The 21,975-nt window shown below is 65.5% G+C and carries 17 protein-coding genes, 1 other RNA gene and 1 pseudogene; 6 read left to right on the top strand and 13 right to left on the bottom strand.

Annotated features, from left to right (window positions below; translation table 11 throughout):
• Nucleotides 1-16 precede the first annotated feature (16 nt).
• Nucleotides 17-1,867, bottom strand: a complete 1,851-nt coding sequence (locus QCE64_RS09515) for a tetratricopeptide repeat protein (RefSeq protein ID WP_309917934.1) — start codon at nucleotides 1,865-1,867, stop codon at nucleotides 17-19.
• 143 nt (nucleotides 1,868-2,010) lie between these two features.
• On the opposite strand from QCE64_RS09515, the gene QCE64_RS09510 reads away from it, so the two are divergent.
• The 3 genes from QCE64_RS09510 to QCE64_RS09500 all read left to right on the top strand — a co-directional run bounded on the left by QCE64_RS09510 (nucleotide 2,011) and on the right by QCE64_RS09500 (nucleotide 5,182).
• On the top strand, nucleotides 2,011-2,352 hold the full coding sequence (locus tag QCE64_RS09510; protein WP_309809358.1) for a metalloregulator ArsR/SmtB family transcription factor: 342 nt from the start codon (nucleotides 2,011-2,013) through the stop codon (nucleotides 2,350-2,352).
• A 23-nt stretch (nucleotides 2,353-2,375) separates the two neighbouring features.
• The gene (locus tag QCE64_RS09505; protein WP_310003554.1) at nucleotides 2,376-3,374 is read left to right on the top strand and encodes a cation diffusion facilitator family transporter; all 999 of its coding nucleotides are present in this window, start codon (nucleotides 2,376-2,378) and stop codon (nucleotides 3,372-3,374) included.
• Nucleotides 3,375-3,454: 80 nt separating this feature from the next.
• Nucleotides 3,455-5,182, top strand: coding sequence for an FAD-dependent monooxygenase (locus tag QCE64_RS09500; RefSeq protein WP_309930716.1), 1,728 nt, complete (start codon nucleotides 3,455-3,457; stop codon nucleotides 5,180-5,182).
• A gap of 42 nt (nucleotides 5,183-5,224) precedes the next feature.
• Here the strand turns inward: QCE64_RS09500 and QCE64_RS09495 are convergent, their stop codons facing one another.
• From QCE64_RS09495 to QCE64_RS09480, 4 genes are read right to left on the bottom strand one after another with little or no spacing between them, the layout of a single operon-like run.
• The gene (locus tag QCE64_RS09495; protein WP_309930714.1) at nucleotides 5,225-5,470 is read right to left on the bottom strand and encodes a formate dehydrogenase subunit delta; all 246 of its coding nucleotides are present in this window, start codon (nucleotides 5,468-5,470) and stop codon (nucleotides 5,225-5,227) included.
• Between the two features lie 3 nt (nucleotides 5,471-5,473).
• Nucleotides 5,474-8,392 carry a formate dehydrogenase subunit alpha gene (fdhF, locus tag QCE64_RS09490; RefSeq protein WP_309930712.1) on the bottom strand — a complete coding sequence of 973 codons (2,919 nt, stop codon included), beginning with the start codon at nucleotides 8,390-8,392 and terminating at the stop codon, nucleotides 5,474-5,476.
• Nucleotides 8,393-8,427: 35 nt separating this feature from the next.
• Nucleotides 8,428-9,984, bottom strand: coding sequence for an NADH-ubiquinone oxidoreductase-F iron-sulfur binding region domain-containing protein (locus tag QCE64_RS09485; protein WP_310003552.1), 1,557 nt, complete (start codon nucleotides 9,982-9,984; stop codon nucleotides 8,428-8,430).
• Nucleotides 9,981-10,469, bottom strand: a complete 489-nt coding sequence (locus QCE64_RS09480) for an NAD(P)H-dependent oxidoreductase subunit E (protein WP_309917915.1) — start codon at nucleotides 10,467-10,469, stop codon at nucleotides 9,981-9,983. The genes QCE64_RS09485 and QCE64_RS09480 overlap by 4 nt, the downstream gene beginning before the upstream one ends.
• Before the next feature lie 129 nt (nucleotides 10,470-10,598).
• Between QCE64_RS09480 and QCE64_RS09475 the strand changes: the two genes are divergently transcribed.
• From QCE64_RS09475 to QCE64_RS09465, 3 genes are all read left to right on the top strand, one after another.
• Entirely contained in the window at nucleotides 10,599-11,669 is a 1,071-nt protein-coding gene (locus QCE64_RS09475) for a substrate-binding domain-containing protein (protein WP_309809344.1), read from the top strand.
• Between the two features lie 125 nt (nucleotides 11,670-11,794).
• The gene (locus QCE64_RS09470; RefSeq protein ID WP_309809342.1) at nucleotides 11,795-12,064 is read left to right on the top strand and encodes a hypothetical protein; all 270 of its coding nucleotides are present in this window, start codon (nucleotides 11,795-11,797) and stop codon (nucleotides 12,062-12,064) included.
• A 362-nt stretch (nucleotides 12,065-12,426) separates the two neighbouring features.
• Complete coding sequence (locus tag QCE64_RS09465) at nucleotides 12,427-13,503, top strand: glycosyltransferase family 4 protein (RefSeq protein WP_310003550.1); 1,077 nt, start codon at nucleotides 12,427-12,429, stop codon at nucleotides 13,501-13,503.
• A gap of 21 nt (nucleotides 13,504-13,524) precedes the next feature.
• Here QCE64_RS09465 and QCE64_RS09460 read toward each other — a convergent pair whose 3' ends face one another.
• The 8 genes and pseudogenes from QCE64_RS09460 to ompA form a co-directional block, all read right to left on the bottom strand.
• Nucleotides 13,525-15,933 (bottom strand): VCBS repeat-containing protein, encoded by a 2,409-nt coding sequence (locus QCE64_RS09460; RefSeq protein WP_310003547.1) that lies wholly within the window; start codon nucleotides 15,931-15,933, stop codon nucleotides 13,525-13,527.
• 321 nt (nucleotides 15,934-16,254) lie between these two features.
• On the bottom strand, nucleotides 16,255-16,731 hold the full coding sequence (locus QCE64_RS09455; RefSeq protein WP_309930707.1) for a MipA/OmpV family protein: 477 nt from the start codon (nucleotides 16,729-16,731) through the stop codon (nucleotides 16,255-16,257).
• Between the two features lie 80 nt (nucleotides 16,732-16,811).
• Nucleotides 16,812-17,678 (bottom strand): annotated as a pseudogene (locus QCE64_RS09450) (alpha/beta hydrolase).
• A gap of 393 nt (nucleotides 17,679-18,071) precedes the next feature.
• Nucleotides 18,072-18,716 (bottom strand): hypothetical protein, encoded by a 645-nt coding sequence (locus QCE64_RS09445; protein WP_310003545.1) that lies wholly within the window; start codon nucleotides 18,714-18,716, stop codon nucleotides 18,072-18,074.
• A 251-nt stretch (nucleotides 18,717-18,967) separates the two neighbouring features.
• Nucleotides 18,968-19,326, bottom strand: a transfer-messenger RNA (tmRNA) gene (gene ssrA, locus QCE64_RS09440).
• 90 nt (nucleotides 19,327-19,416) lie between these two features.
• On the bottom strand, nucleotides 19,417-20,181 hold the full coding sequence (locus QCE64_RS09435; RefSeq protein WP_310003543.1) for an HAD-IA family hydrolase: 765 nt from the start codon (nucleotides 20,179-20,181) through the stop codon (nucleotides 19,417-19,419).
• Nucleotides 20,182-20,185: 4 nt separating this feature from the next.
• Entirely contained in the window at nucleotides 20,186-20,884 is a 699-nt protein-coding gene (gene ubiG / locus QCE64_RS09430; RefSeq protein WP_309902286.1) for a bifunctional 2-polyprenyl-6-hydroxyphenol methylase/3-demethylubiquinol 3-O-methyltransferase UbiG, read from the bottom strand.
• A 212-nt stretch (nucleotides 20,885-21,096) separates the two neighbouring features.
• Nucleotides 21,097-21,759 (bottom strand): outer membrane protein OmpA, encoded by a 663-nt coding sequence (gene ompA, locus QCE64_RS09425; protein ID WP_309809318.1) that lies wholly within the window; start codon nucleotides 21,757-21,759, stop codon nucleotides 21,097-21,099.
• Between the last annotated feature and the right edge of the window lie 216 nt (nucleotides 21,760-21,975).

The raw sequence follows: 21,975 nt of genomic DNA, 5'->3' as shown, positions 1-21,975 counted from the left end.
ATCTTCCGGTGCGTGGTCAGTCCCGCAGCGCCGTCGCAATGTTTTCGATCATCTCGCGCCAGGCGCCCGGCGCACGCTGGCGCACCAGCCGCGCGGCGGGATACCACGCACAGCGGTCGGCATCGATGCCCCAGCGCCAGTCGGCGGCATGCGCCAGCATCACCCACAGCGGTTTGCCGAGCGCGCCCGCGAGGTGGGCCACCGACGTATCCACAGACACCACCGCGTCCAGCCGGTCGACGATCGCGCCCGTGTCCGCGAAATTCTCCAGGCGGCCTTCGAAGTCGTAAATGGCCTTTGCATTCGGATGCGCGCGCAGCACGGCGCGCTCATGCGGGGTGAGGAACGGCTGCAACACGATCCAGTCGACATCCGCGAGCGCGAGCAGCGGCGCGAGCGCTTCCACGGGCGCCGAGCGCGTTTCGCCCGGCTGCATCCGTCCGGACCACGCTATGCCGATCTTGCGCTTGTGCTGCCCGCCGAGTGAGCCGCGCCATTTGCGCCGGTAGTCCGCCGGCACGACGAGGTAGGGCGTGCGCGCGGGCACCGCGTCCAGCGACGCGACGCCGAGCGCATGCGGCAGGCTCAGCAGCGGACAGAAGGCGTCCGCGCGTGAGGGCGCGTCGTCGGCGCGGCTTCGCAACTCGACGCGCGCGGCCTTGGCCGCGGGCGCCAGCAGCGGCGCGAGCGCGGGCTGCACCTCCAGCACGAGCCTGCCGACCCGCTGCGCCGCGAACGGCACGAAGCGCACGAACTGCAACGTGTCGCCGAAACCCTGTTCGGCGCGAACCAGCAGCGTACGCCCCGGCATCGGTTCGCCGTGCCAGCGCGGCAGCGCCGGCGCGGGCTCGCTCCCGGCCGTCTCCAGACGCGCCTCGTAGGCCGGCAGGCCGCGCGCATAGTCGCCCGTCGCCAGCAGGGCGAGCGCGCGGTTCAGTTGCGCGGCAGGCATGCCGGCGTCGAGCCGCAACGCCTGATCGAAGGCGCGCAATGCCGCTTGATGCGCGCCGCGCGCCAGATGCGCATTGCCGAGCGACAGCCACGCGACGCCGTATTTCGGATCGAGCCCGACCGCGCGCTCGAAGTGCGGCACGGCTTCTTCATGACGCCCGAGGCGGGCGAGCGCATGACCCAGCCCGAAATGTCCGGGCGCGAAGCGCGGCTGCAAGCCGACGGCGTGACGCAGGACGGGCAGCGCGTCGGCGGGATTGCCGTTCGCATCGAGCAGATTGCCAAGATTGAAGTGCGCGGCGACGTAGTTCGGTTCGACATCGAGCGCCGCGCGAAAGTGTTCGATGGCCCCGGGCGTATCGCCGAGCGCGTTCAGCGCCATGCCGAGATTGTTGTGCGCCCCCGCGTGGCGCGGGCGCAGGACGAGCGCGCGCCGGAACGCCTGCGCCGCGTCCTTGAAGCGCCGCAGCGCCGACAGCGCATTGCCGAAGTTGTTCCAGGCGGCGGCGTCGTCGGGACGCAGGCGCAGCGCTTTCTCGAAGGCATCGGCGGCGTCTTCATGACGGCCCGCCGCCGTGTAGGCATTGCCGAGGTTGTATTGCGCGAGCGGAAAACCGGGCGCGAGCGTCAGCGCATTGCGGAAGCGCTCGATGGCGTCGTCGAGCCGGCCGAGCGCCTTCAGCGCGTTGCCGAGGTTCAGCTGCAGGCCCGCGTCGGTCGGGCGCAGGTCCACGGCGCGGCGCACGAGCTCGGCCGCCTCCGCGTGCTGGCCTTGCTGATGGCGCAGCACGCCGAGGTAGTGGAGCGCGTCGACGTGATGGGGTTCGGCGGCGAGCGCGGCTTGATAGTCGCGCTCCGCGTCGGTCAGGCGGCCGTCACGATGGGCCGCGAAACCGCGGGCGAAAACGGTGTCCATGAAGGAAAAGAGACACAGGCCGGAAATACAAACCTCGTATTTTCCCACACCGGCGGCCCCGGTTTTCCAAAAGCACGGTTGACCATCGGCGATAACGGCGCTTAACATATGAATACCTGTTCATATGTTTGTTCGAGCTTGCCATGTCCGCACCGTTCGTTGCTCCCGGCGAAATCACCTCCGACGAACGGGTCGTGCCGCTGGCCGACCTGTTCCGCCTGCTGGGCGATCCCACGCGACTGCGCATCGTGCTGGCGTGCGTCGAGCAGAAACGGGCGGTGGGGGCCATCGCGCAGGGACTGGGACTGTCGGCGTCGCTGGTGAGCCACCATTTGCGGCTGTTGCGCGCGGCGCGCATCGTGCGGGCCGAACGCCAGGGCAAGCAGGTCTTCTACGTGGCCGCCGACCGCCACATCAGCGCGATGCTCGGCGAATTGCTGGAACACGTCGCCGAGCCGCAGCCGGAAGCCGCCGATCTCGATTGAATCAACCAACGAAGAGCATCGCGATGGATACGCATCGACACGACGAACACGAACACAAGCACGACCACGACCACAAGCATGAAGGCCACGGTCATTCACATGCCCATGGCCCGGGCGGTCATCATCATCACCACGCGCCGCAGGCGGGGCAGGGCCGCAGCTTCGCGCTGGCGGTCGGACTGAACGTGCTGATCGTCGTCGTGCAGGCGATCTACGGCTTCCTCGCTCACTCCACCGCACTGCTCGCCGACGCCGGCCACAATCTCTCCGATGTCCTCGGCCTGCTGCTCGCATGGGCCGCCGTCTGGCTCGGCACGCGCCAGCCGAGCGCGCGCTATACCTTCGGACTTGGCAGCTCGTCGATCCTCGCGTCGCTCGCCAACGCGGCGCTGCTGTTGTTCGCGTGCGGCGCGATCGTGCTGGAAGCCATCCAGCGGCTCATCCATCCGGCGCCCGTCGCGGGCCTCGACGTGTTCGTCGTCGCGACGCTCGGCATGGTCGTCAACGGCTTCTCGGCATGGCTCTTCATGCGCGGCAGCAAGGACGACCTCAACGTGCGCGGCGCCTTCATGCACATGGCCGCCGATGCCGCCATTTCCGCCGCCGTCGCGGTGAGCGGCCTCGTCATCCTGTTCACCGGCTGGAGCTGGCTCGACCCGCTGATGAGCCTGATCGTGGTCGCGGTGATCGTCTACGGCACCTGGGGCCTCGGACGCGACGCGATGCGGCTCGCCATGGCCGCCGTCCCGCCGGGCGTCGACGTGACGCGCATCCGGACTTATCTGGTGCAACTGCCGGGCGTGAGCGACGTGCACGATCTCCACGTCTGGGCGCTCTCCACGACCGAGAACGCGCTGACCGTGCATCTCGTGATGCCGCAAGGCCATCCCGGCGATGCGTTCGTGCAGGGCGTCGTCGGCACCTTGCGCCGCGACTATTCGATGCATCATGCAACCGTGCAGGTCGAGTTCGGCATGGCCTGCCATGCATGCATTCTCGAGGAGCGCGGGCACGAGCATTGATCCTGCGCGTGCCGCAACCCGCAGCGGCCGCGCAGGAGGCGGGCGTACACTAGACGCCGTGACGTTTCACGGAGGACCGCATGTACGCGCCAAAGCTGAATCCGAACGACAAGCTGGACGTGGCGCCCGTCCTGATCGCGGGCGCCGGTCCGACGGGCCTCGCCGCCGCCATGAGTCTTTCGCGCGCGCATATCCCGGTGAGACTCGTCGACAAGGCGCGGCAGCCGCTGCCGTATTCGCGCGCCATCGGCATCCAGGCCCGCACGCTCGAACTCTTCGAGCAGCATCGCACCGTTGCGCCGTTCCTCGAACTCGGTCATCGCGCGCGGGTCGCCAATCTCTATTCGAACGGGCAGCGCCTCGCGCGCCTCGACTTCGATCCGTTGCAGACCCGCTATCCGTATCTGCTGTTTCTCGACCAGACCGAGACCGAGCGTCTCCTCACCGAGCATCTGAAGGGCTTTCATGTCGAGATCGAACGCGGCGTGGAACTGATCGATTTCTCGCAGGGCTCCGCGGGGGTGCAGGCCACGCTGCGGCATCCCAACGGGCGCGACGAACTGCTGCGCCCGTCCTACCTGATCGCGGCCGACGGCGCGCACAGTTTCGTGCGGCATCGGCTGGGCATCGGCTTCGACGGCAAGACCTTCGACCAGACTTACCTGCTGGCGGATCTCCAGGTGGACGTCGACTGGCCCGACGACGAGTTCCATATCTTCGCCTCGGGCGAAGGACTCGCCGCGCTCTTTCCGCTGGGCGGCGAGCGCGCACGCCTGATCGCCGACCTGCCCGCGCCCGTCGCCGATGCCATCAAGGCCGACAGCACGAAGACCGGTCCGACGCTCGATGAATGCCGCGCGCTCGTCGCGCGCCGCGTGCATCACAAGATGACGCTCTCGAACCTGACGTGGTCGTCGTACTTTCATTTGAACAGCCGCATGGTCGACCGTCTGCGCGTGGAGCGCGTGTTTCTTGCCGGCGATGCCGCGCATGTCCACAGCCCGGCCGGCGCGCAAGGCATGAACACCGGCATTCAGGAAGCGCTCAATCTCGGCTGGAAGATCGCGCGGATGCTCGCGGGCGGCGCGCCCGAGCGGCTGCTGGACAGCTATCACGCGGAGCGGCATCCGATCGAGCGCGACGTGCTGCGGCAATCGAACCTGCTCACGCAGATGGCCGGCGCGGAGCACGGTCCGATGAAGCTGATGCGCGATCACGTGATGCCCGCGCTCGCCGCGATCGGCCCGTTGCGCGACGCGATGCGGCGCACGGTGAGCGAGCTGTCCATCAACTATCGCAAGAGTCCGCTGACGCTGGAGCGTCTGCTCGATGGCGGTCCGCGCGCGGGCGAGCGTGCGCCCGATGCGCGCGTGCATGTGATCGACGGTCCGCTCGGACGTCTGCCGGGCGTCGGCTGTCTGTTCGACCTGCACGATCCGGGCTGCTTCTCGCTGTTCCTGCTCGTGAATCCGAGCGGCGAGGACGATATCGCGCTGGCGCCCGCCACGATCACCGTCGCGCACGCGATGCGCGACCCGGACCTCGACGGCCTGGCGAAGGCCATCGACGCGATCCTGCCGAACGCCGTGCGCGTGTGGCGCATCACCGACACGAGCGGCGAGGGCGCGCAGTCGCTCACCGACCAGTACGGGCGCACGCGTCCGGCGTTCTATCTGGTGCGTCCGGACGGCTATATCGCCGCGCGCGGCCGCGCGCCGTCCGATGTGCCCGCGCTGCTGCGTCACTGCGAAACCTGGTTTGGCGCGCAGGACACGAGCGTCGAGCGGCCTGCGCCGCACGAGGACTAAAAAACCCCTGCGGTGCAGGGCTTGGTGCTCAGGCGTATCGGATCAGGCCGGCGCGGTCTTCGGTTGCAGGTCCTGCTTGTGCAGTGTCAAGGCCTCGCGCAGGATCGGCTCCATCGTGGCGCTTGCTTCCGGATTGTCCAGCGCGGCGAGAATCGCGAGCCGCATGCGCGGCTCCCAGAAGCGGCGGATGTGATCCGCCACGCCATCGACGGCTTCGGCGCGGTCCGGCATCGAATCGAAGAATTCGCCGATGCGGTTCGCCATCTCGATCAGGTTGTCGACGTCCATGCGTTATTTTCCTGATGTGGTAGCGAGGTTCAGCAGTTCGAGCTGCTGCGTGTTGAAGCGCGAATAGTCCTTCTGCCATTGCGACGGCTGCTCGACCGGCAGCACCTGCACCGCCGTCACCTTGTACTCGGGACAGTTGGTGGCCCAGTCGGAGGAGTCCGTCGTGATGACGTTCGCGCCCGATTCCGGGAAGTGGAAGGTCGTGTACACGACGCCCGGCTGCATGCGCTCCGAAATCTTCGCGCGCAACACGGTCTGTCCGGCGCGCGACTCGATGCCCACCCAGTCGTCTTCCCGGATGCCGCGATCTTCCGCATCCACCGGGTGGATCTCGAGACGGTCCTCGTCGTGCCATTGCGAGTTCTCGGTGCGCCGCGTCTGCGCGCCGACGTTGTACTGCGACAGGATGCGCCCCGTGGTCAGCAGCAGCGGATACTTGCGCGTGACCTTCTCCGGCGTCGCGACGAACTTCGTGATGACGAAACGGCCCTTGCCGCGCACGAACTCGTCGATGTGCATGGTCGGCGTGCCGTCCGGCGCGCGTTCGTTGCACGGCCACTGGATGCTGCCCAGTTCGTCGAGGCGTTCGTAGGACACGCCGTGGAAGGTCGGCGTGAGACGCGCAATCTCGTCCATGATCTCGGACGGATTCGTGTAGTTCATCTCGTAGCCGAGCGCGCGCGACAGCTTGATGGTCACTTCCCAGTCCGAGAAGCCGGCGAGCGGCGGCATCACCTTGCGCACGCGCGAAATGCGGCGTTCCGCGTTGGTGAAGGTGCCGTCCTTTTCCAGGAAGGTCGAGCCCGGCAGCAGCACGTGCGCGTACTTGGCGGTCTCGTTGAGGAAGATGTCCTGCACGACGATGCATTCCATCGACGAGAGCGCGTCCGCCACATGCTGCGTGTTCGGATCCGACTGCACGATGTCCTCGCCCTGGCAGTACAGCCCCATGAAGGTGCCGTGCATCGCGGCGTCGAACATGTTGGGAATGCGCAGGCCGGGTTCGTCCTGCAGTTTCACGTTCCAGGCTTCCTCGAACAGCGCGCGCGTGGCGGCATCGCCGATATGGCGATAGCCCGGCAGCTCGTGCGGGAACGAACCCATGTCGCACGAGCCCTGCACGTTGTTCTGGCCGCGCAGCGGATTCACGCCGACGCCTTCCCGGCCGATGTTGCCCGTCGCCATCGCGAGGTTGGCAATGCCCATGACGGTCGTCGAGCCTTGCGCGTGCTCGGTGACGCCAAGGCCGTAGTAGATCGCGCCGTTGCCGCCGAGCGCATAGATGCGCGCGGCTTCGCGGACTTGCTGTGCCGGCACGCCGGTGGTCGCTTCCATCGCTTCTGGCGAATTCTCCTCGCGCGCCACGAAGTCACGCCATTGACCGAAGGCGCGCGGCTCGCAGCGTTCGGCGATGAAATCGTCCTTCAGCAGGCCTTCGGTGACGATCACGTGAGCCAGCGAGTTGACCATCGCGACGTTCGTGCCGGGACGCAACTGCAGGTGGTACTGCGCCTTCACGTGCGGCGTATCGACGATATCGATGCGGCGCGGATCGATCACGATCAGCTTCGCGCCTTCACGCACGCGGCGCTTCAGACGCGAGCCGAAGACCGGATGGCCGTCGGTCGGATTCGCGCCCATCACGATGATCACATCCGACTGCTCGACCGACGCAAAGGTCTGCGTGCCGGCGGATTCGCCGAGCGTGGACTTGAGACCGTAGCCGGTCGGCGAGTGGCAGACGCGCGCGCAGGTGTCCACGTTGTTGTTGCCGAACGCGGCGCGCACGAGCTTCTGGACGAGATAGGTTTCTTCGTTCGTGCAGCGCGACGAAGTAATCCCGCCGATGCTGTCGCGCCCGTACTTGTCCTGGATGCGGCGGAATTCGCTCGCCGCGTAGTTGAGCGCTTCTTCCCACGAGACTTCGCGCCACGGATCGGTGATCTTCGCGCGGATCATCGGCTTCTTGATGCGGTCCTTGTGCGTCGCGTAGCCCCACGCGAAGCGGCCCTTCACGCAGGCGTGGCCTTCGTTCGCCTGGCCGTTCTTGTTCGGCGTCATGCGCACGACGGTGTTGCCCTTCATCTCCGCCTTCAGCGAGCAGCCGACGCCGCAATACGCGCACGTCGTGATCGCCGAGTGTTCCGCCTGGCCCAGCATGATGACGCTCTTTTCCTGCAGCGTCGCGGTCGGGCAGGCGGCCACGCAGGCGCCGCACGACACGCATTCGGACTCCATGAACGGCACGTTCTCGCTTGCCGCGACGCGCGACTCGAAGCCGCGTCCGGCGATGGTCAGCGCAAAGGTGCCTTGTGTCTCTTCGCACGCCCGCACGCAGCGGTTGCAGACGATGCACTTCGACGGGTCATAGGTGAAGTACGGGTTCGACTCGTCCTTCTTGTCCTTCAGGTGATTCGCGCCTTCGTAGCCGTAGCGCACTTCGCGCAGTCCGACCACGCCCGCCATGTCCTGCAGTTCGCAGTCGCCGTTGGCGGGACAGGTGAGGCAGTCGAGCGGGTGATCGGAGATATAGAGCTCCATCACGTTGCGACGCAGCGATTGCAGCTTGTCGCTTTGCGTGCGGACCTTCATGCCGGCTTCCACGGGCGTCGTGCACGACGCCGGATAGCCGCGCTTGCCCTCGATCTCGACCAGGCACAGGCGGCACGAACCCCACGGTTCGAGCGAATCGGTGGCGCACAGCTTCGGTACGTTGACGCCGGCTTCGATCGCCGCGCGCATCACGGACGTGCCCGCGGGCACCGTCACGCTTTCGCCGTCGATCTCCAGCGTCACGTCGACATCGGCATGACGCAGCGGCGTGCCGTAGTCGGTTTCGTCGAACGGGTCGCGGCGCTGCACCGATGCCGCGCTCTTGCACGCGCAATTGCCGGAACCGCAGCCGTTGATGGTATTGGACATTGTCTTTGTCTCCTTCTGTTCGCTCAGTCGCGTGCTCAGGCCGCCTTCTGTGCGGGCGTACGGGGCAGACCGAAGTCTTCCGGGAAGTGATCGAGTGCGGACATCACCGGGAACGGCGTCATGCCGCCCATCGCGCAGAGCGAACCGGACACCATCGTGTCGCACAGTTCGCGCAGCAGGGTGATCTGCTTCACCGAGGTATCGCCTTCACGGATCTTCGCGATGACTTCCTCGCCGCGCGTCGAGCCGATGCGGCACGGCGTGCACTTGCCGCACGATTCGAGCGCGCAGAAGTGCATCGCGTATTGCGCGAGTTCGGCGAGGTTCGAGGTGTCGTCGTGAATCACGAGACCGCCGTGACCCACCACCGCGCCGACCTTCGCGTATTCCTCATAGTCGAGCGGGATGTTCCACTGGCTTTCCGGCAGATAGGTGCCGAGCGGGCCGCCTACTTGCACCGCACGCGCCGGACGGCCGCTCGCGGTGCCGCCGCCGTATTCGAAGATCAGCTCGCGCAGCGTCACGCCGAACGCCAGTTCGACGAGTCCGCCTTGCTTCACGTTGCCTGCGATCTGGAACGGCAGCGTGCCGCGCGAGCGGCCCATGCCGAAGTCGCGATAGAACGCCGCGCCCTTCGCGAAGATGATCGGCACGGTGGCGAGCGTAATGACGTTGTTGATGACGGTCGGCTTGCCGTAGAGGCCGACCAGCGCCGGCACCGGCGGCTTCGCGCGGACGATGCCGCGCTTGCCTTCGAGCGATTCGAGCAGCGCCGTTTCCTCGCCGCACACATAGGCGCCGGCGCCTTTCGCGACCACCAGCTCGAATGCATGCGACGAACCCAGCACACTCGCGCCGAGCCAGCCGGCGTCGCGGGCACGGTCGATCGCGCGATTGAGCGTCGCGATCGAATGCGGATACTCGCTGCGCACGTAGATGTAGCCCTTCGTTGCGCCGACCGTTACGCCCGCGATGATCATGCCTTCGATCAGCATGTACGGATCGCTTTCCATCACGAGACGGTCGGAGAACGTGCCCGAGTCGCCTTCGTCCGCGTTGCAGACGATGTACTTCTGGTCCGCGAGCGCCGCGCGCACCGTCTTCCACTTGATGCCCGCGGGGAACGCGGCGCCGCCGCGTCCGCGCAGACCGGAATCGATGAGCGACTCGACCACGGCGTCGCCGTTCATGTCGAGCACGTTGCGCAGGCCCTGCAGTCCGCCGAGCGCGGCGTAATCGTCGATCGACAGCGGATCCGTGATGCCGATGCGCGCAAAGGTCAGGCGCTGCTGGTTCTTGAGATACGGAATCTCGTCGACGACGCCGACGCGCTTTGCATGCGCGCCGCCTTCGTGGAAACCGGCATCGAACAGCGCGGCGATGTCTTCGGCCTCGACGTTCGCATAGCCGATGCGGCCTTCGGCCGTTTCCACTTCGACCAGCGGTTCGAGATAGAAGAGGCCGCGCGAACCGTTGCGCACGATCTGCACGTCGAGGCCGCGTTGCTGCGCCTCGCGCGCGACGGCTTCGGCGACGGCTTGCGCGCCCAGTGCGAGCGCGGCGGAATCGATCGGAACATAGATGCGCGTCATGCCGTCACCTCTGACACTTTGGCCTGTGCGGCGGCAAGGAGACGGTCGAACTTCGCGGGGGTCACGCGCGCGTGCAGTTCGCCGTTGATCATCAGCGCAGGCGACAGCGCGCACTGGCCGAGGCAGAACACCGATTCGAGCTCGGTGTCTTCCGCGTGACCGCTGTCGAAGCGGCAGCCGGTATGGCCTTCGATGTGTTCCTTAAGCGTCTCCGTTCCCATGCTGCGGCAGGCTTCTGCTCGGCACAGCTGCACGGTGACGCGCGCGGGCGGCGCGGAACGGAAATGGTGGTAGTAGGTGATGACGCCGTGCACTTCGGCGCGCGACAGCGACAGGGCGCGTGCAAGCGGCGCGATAGCCGTCTCCGGCACATGGCCGACTTCGTCCTGGATGGCATGCAGGATGGTCATCAAGGTAGCGCCTTGCACGGCGTGACGACGCACCAGCTCTTCGGATGCAGCGGCGTTCGGCTGCGTAGATGTCATTGGGGGCTCCTCCAACGCTCGGCATATGTTTTGTGGTACATATTTGAGTCGATATAATTTCAGGTGCCGAGCCTGTAAAAGAACAATAGGCGTCGTGATATATCCTGGCAATAGGAGGGGAGAGTACATATGGTTGATGTCGAATGCCGCGCCGAGCTGGTCCTGCGGGACGCCGATGGCCGGGAAACCAGTCTCAGCGCGGTTGTGCCGCTGCTGCAGCTCGTCGCACAAACAGGCAGCATCGCGAATGCCGCGAACGCTAAGGGTTTGTCCTATCGGCATGCATGGGGTTTATTGCGTGATATCGAAGCGCGCCTTGGCGGCGCGCTCATCACCAAGTCACGCGGGCGCGGCTCGGTGCTCTCCGAACTGGGCGAGTCCGTGCTGCGTGCGCAGCGGGTCTGCGGCGACCGGCTCGCCGCGCCTTTGGAAGCCGTGGCGACCGAGGTGGCGGGCGAATTGAACCGCCGTCTCGCGGGCGATGTCATGCAGGTGCGGATCCATGCGTCGCACGGCTATGCGGTTGCGACACTCGTGCGTGCGCTCGGCGAGCAGCGCGTGCCGGTCGACATCAAGTATCGGGAAAGTGCGGAGGCGGTGAGTGCGCTGGCGCGCGGCGAGTGCGAACTGGCGGGCTTCCATCTGCCGATCGGCGAGTTTCGCTCGACCTGTGCCGACATCTATCGTCCGTGGCTCGATCAGCGCAAGCATCAGCTGATCCGTCTCACGCGCCGCACGCAGGGCCTGTTTCTGCCGAAGGGCAATCCGAAGCGGATCATGGGCCTGCGCGATCTGGCGCGCCACGACGTGCGCTTCGTGAACCGGCAGCCTGGGTCGGGCACGCGCATGCTGCTGGATCTGTCGCTGCGGCGCGTGGGCGTGGATCCGGACCAGATCAACGGTTACGCAACCACTGAACTCACGCATTCGGCGATTGCCGCGTTCGTCGCGAGCGGCATGGCCGATCTCGGCTTCGGCGTGCAGCCCGCGGCGCAGCATTTCGCGCTCGACTTCATTCCGATCATCGACGAGGACTATTTCTTCGCCTGCGAACGCGCGCGGCTCGACGAGGCGCGTCTGGCCTCGGTCCTGCGGACCTTGCGCAGCCCCGGCTTCACCGATAGCGTCGCGCACCTCGAGGGCTATGATCCGGCGCGCTGCGGCACGGTGGTCGATGTCGATGAAGGACTGCGCGGGTAATACACCGCAACGCGCGGTAAGCGAGTGGACCGGCTGCGGAACTGCCATGGGCGGCGAATTGGGTTAACCTAACGCCTTGCTGTCAGACTTTCCGTTCAAGGCGCGGTTTCGCCGCGCGTATCGCCATGAAACTCTCGTTGCTCGCTTGTTCCGCCGCCGCGCTCGTCGCCGGCGCCGCTTATCTGGTTCCTGTTGCCTTTGCCCAGAACTCGCCCGGCCTGCCCGGCGGCATCCTGCAAGACCAGTTCCGTCTCAACGAACATCCGCAGATGCAGTTCGCTGCCTCCGCGCCGTCCGACAAGTATCAGAACGGCAAGTCCGCCATGCGCCGCCGCGGCGACGCCGGCGATCCGGACGGCTGTAACCTGAAGTGCCCGAAAGACGGCTCGAACTGATCGTCAAGAACTGTGTTTCCGCGGTGCGTATTCTCGCGCCGCGTTTTCCCCTCCCGCCGCACCCTCCGCGCGAACGCGTTCGATTGACGCGGCGCCGCACGGTTCCGCCCACTTTTCTGTCGCGACCGAAAAACACTACCTGATGGCGTGCGTTTGATATGACGTCAGGAGTACGTTAACCGTGCGCGGCGCTCCGAGTTTTTCTGGCGGGCGCCTTGATTCTCATAACGATAAAAACAGGAAGTGCGCCGACTGGCCGGTGACGCGATTCATCGCGCGCGGCCGGCGGCAACGAGGACACCCCTACGTTGGCAGGATGGATCGGGCTCCGGGCGCTTCGGAATAGCCGAGGGACAGCATACATGCGAATTCTCCAGGTCATACTGGCGCCTCGCCTTTCGGGGGCGGAGGTGATCGCGAAGGGCGTGGCGATCGGTCATCAGCAGGGAGGACACAGCGTCTGCATTGCGTCGCTGATGCCCGAGCACGACGATTTCGCCCACATCAGCGCGGAACTCCAGGCCCATGACGTGATCCGCCTGTTTCCGAAAAAGCCGCTTGGGCGGCTCGGACGTCTGCTGTTCCTGCAGCGGGCGATCCGCACCTTCAAGCCCGACATCATCTTTGCGCACGCGACGATTCCCGCGCTCTACGTCCGCGCCTTGCCGACGCGCGTGCCGATCGTATGGGTCATGCATTCCGGTGTGAACGATTTCGCGAACGGCGTGTTGCTGCGAGCGGAACGCCTGCTCTCGGGGCGCGCGAAGGCGGTGATCGGGGTGTCGCAGAAGAACATCGACGAGTACGTGCAGGAAATCGGCTCGCATCCGTCGATGATCGTCGTGCCAAACGGCGTCGATGTCTCGCACTTCACGGACGAGACGCTGCCCGCCGCGCCCGTCGCCCACAGACAGATCGTGCAGGTGGGCCGCTACATTCCCGAGAAGAACCAATTGCAGACGGTCGAGGCGTTCGCGCACGTGGCCCGCGTGGATCCCGATGCGCGCCTGCGGCTGTGCGGCGTGATCGAGAATGTCGCGTATCACGCGGCGGTGGTCCAGCGCGTCGCGCAGCTCGGGCTCACGGAGCGCGTGGCGATCGACGGGCCGCAGATGCAGGTCGCGCAGATCCTGCGTGCGTCGTCGGTGTTCGCGATGCCGTCGAGCTTCGAGTCGCAGGGCATCAGCTTCCTGGAGGCGCTTGCATCGGGCATACCGGTGGTGGCGAGCGCGATCGCCGCCTTTGCCTTCGCGAGCAACTTTGCCGGCGTGCAGTTGCTCGATACCGCCGACATCGACGCCTATGCCCGCGCGCTCCTCGACGCGCTCACGCAGCCGCGCGCCGAACGTCCGCTCAACGGTCTCACCTTGCAGAGCACGGCGGACCGTTATCTGGCGATCGCGCGCGATGTGCTGAATCTGCGGGTCGGTCTGGGCTAGGTTCGAGGGTGGAGGCCGGTTTCATCGGCCCCAGTAGCCGAGCGTCTTGAGCCACAGCGACTCGGAGAACAGCCCCGGCAGATCGCCCCAGAGCTGCACAGGACCGAGATTGAAGCCGGTGTCGAAGTCGCGGCCCGCCACGCTCGGCGGCCCACCCGTGTAGTAGAACTCGCCCAGACGCGCATTGGCGCGCCTGAAGAGCACCAGCGTCGCGTGATTGTCGTGATCGTTGCGGCGGATCAGCGCGGGCATCGAATCGGCGTAGGAGGTGTCGGCGAGCGTCGCGGTTTCGTGGACCGCGCCGAACACCTTGCCGCCCTTCATCGTGAAGACGCGCGTGCCGGTTGCATCGCCGCGCGGTTCGAGGACGACGAGATCGTCGATGCCGTCGCCGTCGATATCGCCCGCCACCACTTTCACGAATGCCGCCCGGAACTGCGGCCAGACGTTCGTGCGATAGGCCGGCGTGAAGCCGGTTGCGCTGCTCGTGAACTGCGAGAGCGTGAGCGCGCCGTTCACGTCCTCGAACGCGATCAGTCCCGCACGGCGCGCGTCAGCCGCGCCCGCGACGCGCGCGGGCATGAAGCGCGCGCTCGCGTCGAGTTCGGGCGCCTCCAGCCAGCGCGCTGGCGCGTTGCCGCCCGACGGACCCGCCGTCAGCACGTCGAGATCAAGTCCCGCGTCCTGGCGCTTGCGGGCGATCAGCACGTCGGCGCGGCCATCGCCCGTGAAGTCGCCTGCGATGTATTGCTGCGCGTCGGCAGGCGTCCACTCGGAACTTGTCTGATACCAGAGACGCGGCGCCGCGAAATGCGACCCCGTGCTCTTCAGCAGCCAGAACGCGGTGCCGCCGTTGCGCGGCGTGATGACCATCAGGTCGGCGCGGCCGTCGCCGTCGAAATCGGCGAGCAGAAAGCGGGCGCTGTCGAAGCAGAGAGCGTCGCCGGTGCAGGTGGGCGTGAGCGTCGCGTGCGGATCGAAGGGCACGGCGTTCAGGTACCACGGCGACGCCTGGTCCATGCGCGACATCTCCGCCACCCACACGTTGAAACCCGGCCCGTCCTTGCGACGCTGCACGTAGACGACGCTGTCGCGGCCCGCGCCTTTCACGTCGCCATAGAGGGCGCCTTCCTGGCGCGTGTCGGTCCAGACCGTCTGCGGCGACGGCGACCAGCGGTATTGCGCGGTCAGCAGCGAGCAGCGGCCGGCGTCCAGCAGGCCGTCCTTCTCGCCGAGGCAGTGATCGAGCGGCGTGTAGACGAAGCCGAAGTCCCACGGCGTCCAGCGCTGCGCCGGGCTCGACGGGCTGCAGGCTTGTTCGACGAAGCCGGCGTCGCGCTCCGCAATGCAGCCGCGCGTGGCGGCGTTGACGAGCAGGGCGTCGTTCTTTTCGCCTGGCATGACCGGCAACTGCTGCCAGAACCAGTTCTGCGACGGCGCGCCCGAGCATGCCGCAAGCCGTGGCGCGCGGCCCGTGCCGGACGATTCGATGCAGCGGCTCGAATATTCGTTGACGAGCTGGAAAGGGCGCAACTGGAAATCCGGGCCCGGATCGTTCGAGCGGGCCGTCGTGCGATAGCGCCGCGCCACCCAGTTGCCGTCCCACATGTATTCGCCGAAGACGTGGCCTGCATCGTTGCCATCGATCGCAAAATAGCTGCCGACGACATCGCGCTTCGCCTGGGTCTCGTCGGCGCTCAGGTTCTTGGGCAGTCCGCCAGTTGGGTACGTGATGTGATAGCTGATCGGCACGCTGCGCTTCAGGCTTTGCGCGACCGCGCGGGTGATGCGGGCGGCGTAGATATGGTCCGGGTGCTCCATGAACGCGACCGTATCCGGATTGAGCGTGTAGATGTCCGTGGCGGGCATCAGGATCTCGCGCAGCGTGGCGCTCAGCGAGGCGCGGTCGTAGCGGGTGGCGCCGGAGCCGTCGGCGTTCATCGGATGAGTGGTGAGGGTCTGGCCGCGATCCCAGAGCAGGCCGAGCGGCACCTTGCCGCCGCGCACATGTCCGCCGGGCAGGCGCAGTTCGAGCAGCTTCACCTTCGGCTGGGGCTTGAGCACGATCTGATGGACCGGCTTGCCCGCGAACATGACGGTTGATTCGTCCCATTCGTCGGCGACGCCGGCCATGCGGGCATAGGCGAGCTTGGTGCCGGTCTCGCGCAGCACGACGTAGTCGAACTTCGCGTCGTTCGAGCCGCCGATCAGATGGACGACGGTGACGCACCAGCCCGCCTTCAGCTTGTCGCTGATGCCGGGGTTGACGAACAGCAGGTCGTCGTCGAGATGCGCGACGACGGTGACGAGCGTGCCGGCGCTGCAATCGGCGGAGGGCGGGGCGGCGCTTGCCGTGAGCGGCGCCAGCGCGAGGATCGACAGCAGCGCGGCCCGCGCGACAGATGCCCATACGGCCACGCTGCGACTCAACGATATGCCTTTGCCCATGCTGTCCCCGTCAGCGACGCCGGCGCGCCTGTTGGTTCACAGGATAAAGCAGGAGAATGCGCCTGTGCGGGTCAGGCGGTCGGTGGCCGAGCGAACACGGGTGCGGAGTGGTCATGCGGCGTGGTGTCGCAAATGGCCTGAGACGGGGTATTCGGACCGCTCTGATTCGAAGGCAAGGTTTGCGCGCCTATTCTTTTGTCCGTAGACGGGACTGTGGAGGTCCTTGCTACGTCTCTCTGGATCTTCACCCCGCTTCGTGCGGGGTTTTTTTTGATGGGGTGCGGGAGTGCTTCGGCGAAGCGTTCAGAAGCGGTAGAGCAGAGAGGCCGTGCCGTTGAGGTCGAGGCGGCGCTCGGTGACCGGACTGCCTGCCGCGTCGTGCTCGAGGCGGACTGCGACGGCCGCGATGTTCGCCGACCAGTGCCGGCTGAGCGTGCCGGTCGCGCTGACGTTGAAATGAACGTCGCGCAGGCCGGCGCCCGTGTCGTAGCGCGGCACGCCGGATGCCGCGCTTTCCTGCGGCGTGATGCCGAAGAAGGTTCGCGTGTATTCGCCGATGGCCCACGTGAGGCCTGGACTCATCGAAAACAGCCACTTGCCGACGGGCGCCGACACCAGCAGATCGCCCGTTGCCGTCAGGCCCTGGCAGGTACCCGCAATGTCCTGATACACCGCCGCCGCGGCGGTGAACGCCCACACCGTGTAGTCGCTGAACAGACGCAGCTTCGGGCCATAGTGAATATTGGGAGACTGTCCAGTCGGCTGGCGGCTCGGGTTCATCGGCGTGCGCGATGCTCGTCGTGCAACAGGCGGTGAACGCGGCAAGCGCCGCAGCACACTTGCAGCCGTTGCGGCGAAGGTCACGGCTTGATCGCCACGGCGCTCAACTGTCGTAGACGTCGCGCCAGCGCTCGCGAGACGACCGGGGACGGGGTCGTGCAGGACGCAGACGACGCGGCGCTCTCGCGCAGAAACAGCGTGCATTCGCGCGCGACGACTTCGCGCTCGTTGTCGGATGCGATCATGTGATAGGAGTCGTCGAGCCAGATGGTGCGAAGGAAGGGCGCCTTGATGCTGGCCGCGACGAGACGCGCGTTGTGAGGGCTGGAGGTTTCGTCGTCGATGGCGTGAATGATCAGGCAGTCAGCGCCGATGCAGTCCAGTTTCTGGCGTACCGCCCTGGCAAGCCGGTTGGCCTCGTGGATCGCAGGCATCGTAATGAACGCGGGCCCCACTTCGCTGATGTCACCCTTCTGCATCGCGCGGGCGATCTTTTCGCGCATCGCCTCATTGCGCAGGCCATAGGGCGCGCGCTCGCGGTAACGGGCGCGCAAGCGCCAGGGCGTGTGCTACAGGGCATTCACCAGGAAGCGATACCACGGCATGGCCCAGCCGTCGTAGTTGAAGGTGATCGACAGCAGAAGCAACGCGCGCACGTTCGGACGCTGCTGCGCGACGGCGGCCGCCAGCGTCGCGCCCATCGACAGGCCGCACACCAAGACGTGCTCGTGTTGTGCCGCGAGTGCATCGAATTCGGCGAGCGCCGCGTCGATCCACTGCTCCATCGGCGCGTGGCCCATGCCGGCGCTGTAGCCGGCGAGTGTCGGCACGTGAGTCGTGAGGCCTTCTTTCGCGAGCGCGCGGGAAAGATAGCGCAGTTCCGCCGGGGTGCTCGACAGGCCATGCAGCAGGAATGCGCCGGTCGGTGTATCGAAGCGTTCGCACACGCATTCGCCTGCCTGCCAGTCGGATCCGCTCACGAATCGCATGCGGTAGTGACCCGGCGCCATGCGATCGCTTACGCGGGCGAGATCCTCCTGGTGCGCTTGCAAACGCTTCGCGCCGAATGTCATGCCGGAAGATAACGGTGGATCGTCGAGGTCGCCGGCCGCTGTTGCAACGGCGCTGCGCGGGCGCGAGCGGGTCGCGGGATCGAGCGCCTTGATGAGAATCAGCGAACGGTTGAAATGCCAGAGGTGATGCATTGGGAATCCGAATCGATGCGCGATTCGTAATCGCGGAGCGTGACGCTGTGTGCTTCGAGTGGCCTTGGCCCGCTTGATGACCACCGAAGCTTTTGGTTAGGGGAACCTGAGGCCGCACCCTCTCTTTCCGCCCGTTCAAAACAACGCAATCTGCGTTGCAGAACCTCGGTCCGCCCCATCGCCGACCAGATCGACGGACGCGGCCGAGCCGGTTCTGAGAAGCGCCGCAAGATCAGATTGCTGCAGTTCGACGAACCGTTGCCTGACCCAGCGCGTGTCGGAGCCGTCAGCGCGACGATAGAGCGTGACGCCGAGTACTTCATGGCTGATCAACGTGTCGTCTCCGATGCCTACGATCTTCTCGACGGTTTCATGCGTCACTTGCAAGTACCACCTGCCGCACCGGCTCTCGAACGAATCGCCGGCTCTAAACGTGTAAGCCGGCGACGAAGTCTCTGTCTCGAGCATGACCTTCCTCGAGATTTTCATGATCTCGTGGAGGGCTCGTTTCATCTCGGCGCTTTCGCGTCCTCGGCGACGCAAGTCCGAGAGCGACAATCCGAACCGTTCCTGAGCGTTCTTCTCGCGCAATGCCGAGGTGATATCCGCGTCGATCCGTTCGACGAACCGGATGTCCAGTGCGCACTTGAATGCGTCATGGACCCAGAAGAACCAGCCGTGCGCGAACCCTTTCACCTGTCCGCGCGTGTCGGAGAAGGACACGGTTTCGAGCGGAACGCGCCGCGCTGCGCGTGGCTTCACAGGCGGTTCCCCGCTCATCATGCTTCTCCCTTTCGTTCCCCTGGATTGTTCGAGACGAGGTCGTGCATCGCGATGTCCAGCGCTGCATGCCATGCATGAGCCCAAACACGCGGTGTCTATCAGACGAGAGTCTCGAAAAAAACCGCACCGGGCGCTACTGGAGAAATCTGAAACAGAGGAGGTCAGCGCGCACATCGCGTCGACTGAAGTGAAGGCGAAAAAAAACCCGCGTAAGGCGATGACCTTATGCGGGTTTTCCGGAGGATTTTTGGTGGAGGCGGCGGGAATCGAACCCGCGTCCAGAAGCGCTCTACGAACAGTTCTACATACTTAGTTCTGTCATTTGATTTAACTGCCACGACGCGGACGAACACGCTGCGTGACGGCGATTCACTAAATTTTCGACCTTGGCGTCGTGACGCCGCAAAGGCTTATCTGACGTATATGACCTCTCGTGGTATTGCTACCCTAACCCGTCAGCGAATTAGTGAGAGGACGGCTAGCCCTTAGGCTGCCAGTGCGAACGTATCGTCGTTTGCAGTTACGTTTTTCCCATTGATTAACGAGGTGACGGGTCCTCGGTATGCCCTGACCGCTTCACAACCCCTGTCGAAACCAGGTCGCCCCCGAAACGGAACGGTGATTATCCCACGAAACACCAGATGGGGCGAACCGCAGGATTCTCAAGCCGCGCTTTCGGCCGCTTTTCAGCGCTCTCTCAACCGATATCGCGCAGCAACTGCTGCAGCTCTTCCGGCGTGTCCACCACGTGGTTGGCATGCCAGCGACGCGGCGGAATGTCGTCGCCGCAATAGCCGTAGGCCGCCGCGACCGTGATCATGCCGGCCGCGAAGCCCGCCTGCACGTCGCGGAGATCGTCGCCGACATAGACGATGCGTTCCGGCGCGACATCGAGCAATTCGGCCGCGTGCAGCAGCGGCGCCGGATGGGGCTTCGAATGCGGCGTCGTGTCCCCGCAGACGAGGCAGCCGGCGCGCGCGTCCAGTCCGAGCAGCGCAACGAGCGGCTCGGACAGCCGCGTCACCTTGTTCGTGACGATGCCCCAGCGCACGCCGCGCGCATCGAGCTGGTCGAGCAGTTCGAGGATGCCGGAAAAGAGCGTCGTCTCGATACACAAATCGGCTTCGTAGTTGGCGAGGAATTCGTCGCGCATCGCCGCGAAGTCGTGATGTTCCGGGCCAATCTCGAACGCGCCGCCCAGCAGCCCACGCGCACCCGCCGACGCAAACGGCCGCAGCAGCTCCAGCGGCCGCATTTCGAGGCCGCGGTCGTGACGCATCTTGTTGACGGCCGCGACGAGGTCGGGCGCGGTGTCGGCGAGGGTGCCGTCGAGATCGAACAGCACGGCCTGGCAGAGCCCGAGGCCGTCCCGCTCGGCGACGCGCTGGGGCAGGGGCGTGGGGTCGTCCGGCAATGGCTGGGTGTCGAGGGTACCCGTAACGAGGGGATCTTCTGGGTTCATGGCGTCAGGCTTCGCGGCGGCAAGCCATCATGTAGTTGATGCTCGTGTCGTTCGACAATCCGAAGTGCTTCGAGATCGGCCGATAGGTGATGCCCTTGATATCCACGGGCAGCAGCGATGCCGTTCGCGCGAAGGTCGCGAGTTCCGACGGCTTGATGAAGCGCGCGTAATCATGCGTGCCGCGCGGCAGCATGCGCGCGATGTATTCGGCCCCGATGACGGCGAACAGGTAGGCCTTCGCGTTGCGGTTGAGCGTGGAGAAGAACACCCAGCCGCCCGGCTTCACGAGCGTGGCGCATGCGGCCACGGTGCCGGCGGGATTCGGCACGTGCTCGAGCATTTCCATGCAGGTGACGACGTCGTAGGAGGCCGGCTCGCGCGCGGCGAGCGCCTCCGCTGAAATCTCCTCATAGGCGACTTCGACACCGCTTTCGAGGCTATGCAGGTCCGCGACGCCCAACGCGCTCGACGAAAGATCGATGCCCTTGACGCTGGCGCCGCGCGTGGCCATCGATTCCGACAAAATGCCGCCGCCGCAGCCGATATCCACCACGCGCTTGCTCATCAGGTGGGCGTGGGCGTCGATCCAGTCGAGACGGACCGGGTTCAGCTCGTGCAGCGGCTTGAACTCGGCGTTCGGGTCCCACCAGCGATGCGCGAGCTCGCTGAATTTCTGTAGTTCGTGGGGATCGACATTGGTCATGTTGGGAATTGCCCTGGATTGAGTCGTGAAACGCTCGGTTATCGATTAGGCCGAGTATATAGGCGTCTCCGAAGGCGGGCAAAAAGGGGCCGGCCCGGGATTGCCGGGAAGGGTGAATCCGCCGTGTCCAGGACATGCCCAGGGACACGCGAAAAGACATAAAAAAACCCCCGCCGAGGCGGGGGTTTGATCTGCGGTAATCCGACTCGCGATTACTGCTGCGGCTGACGCGTCGTGCCGACAACTTCGACTTCCACGCGACGATCCGGCGCGAGGCAGGCGATGAGTTGCTTGCGGTTCTTCTGCTGGCACTTGCCGCCCGTGACCGGGTCACGCTTGCCCTTGCCTTCCGTGTAGATACGGTTGGATTCGATGCCCTTGCTGACCAGGTAAGCCTTGACAGCTTGCGCACGGCGCAGCGACAGACGGTTGTTGTACGCGTCCGAACCGATGCGGTCCGTGTAACCCGTTGCAACCACGACTTCGAGGTTCAGCGCGCCGATCTTCGATGCCAGATCGTCGAGCTGTTGCTTGCCGGCCGGCTTCAGGACTGCCTTGTCGAAGTCGAACAGGGCGTCAGCCTGGTAGGTAACCTTTTGCGACTGGATGACCGGGGGCGGCGGAGCGACCGGTGCCGGCGGCGTCGGTGCTTGCGCGACCAGCGCGCCATCGCACTTTGCGTTTGCCGTAGCCGGGGTCCAGAATGCATCGCGCCAGCACAGTTCGTTCGTGCCGTTCATCCACACATACTCGCCCGTGCCGTTCACCCAGTTGTCATTCACTGCTTGTCGCGAGGCCGGCACCGACTGTGCCGAGGCCGATGCAGCCATAACTGCGGTAGCTGCAATGAACGCGAGCTTTGAAAGTTTATTCATATTTCTCCTCTCGAAATTGAGATTACCGCAGGTTTACTGCGAGCCTGTAGACGAAGACAAGTCATACATTGCTCGAAGTATAACATTCCCTACGGAACAAAACGCCCTGTATAGACTTCGAGCAGTGTCTAACTTTGTGCGTTGGCATTTTGCCATATCGTTCCCTTGCAACGATAAAAATATCCCCGCACCCTCAAGCCCCGCAACCTTATGTGG

This window comes from Caballeronia sp. LZ043 (assembly GCF_031451075.1).
Lineage (GTDB): Bacteria > Pseudomonadota > Gammaproteobacteria > Burkholderiales > Burkholderiaceae > Caballeronia.
Note: the sequence above shows the minus strand (reverse complement) of the source record. Positions and strands in the feature narration are given on the sequence as shown.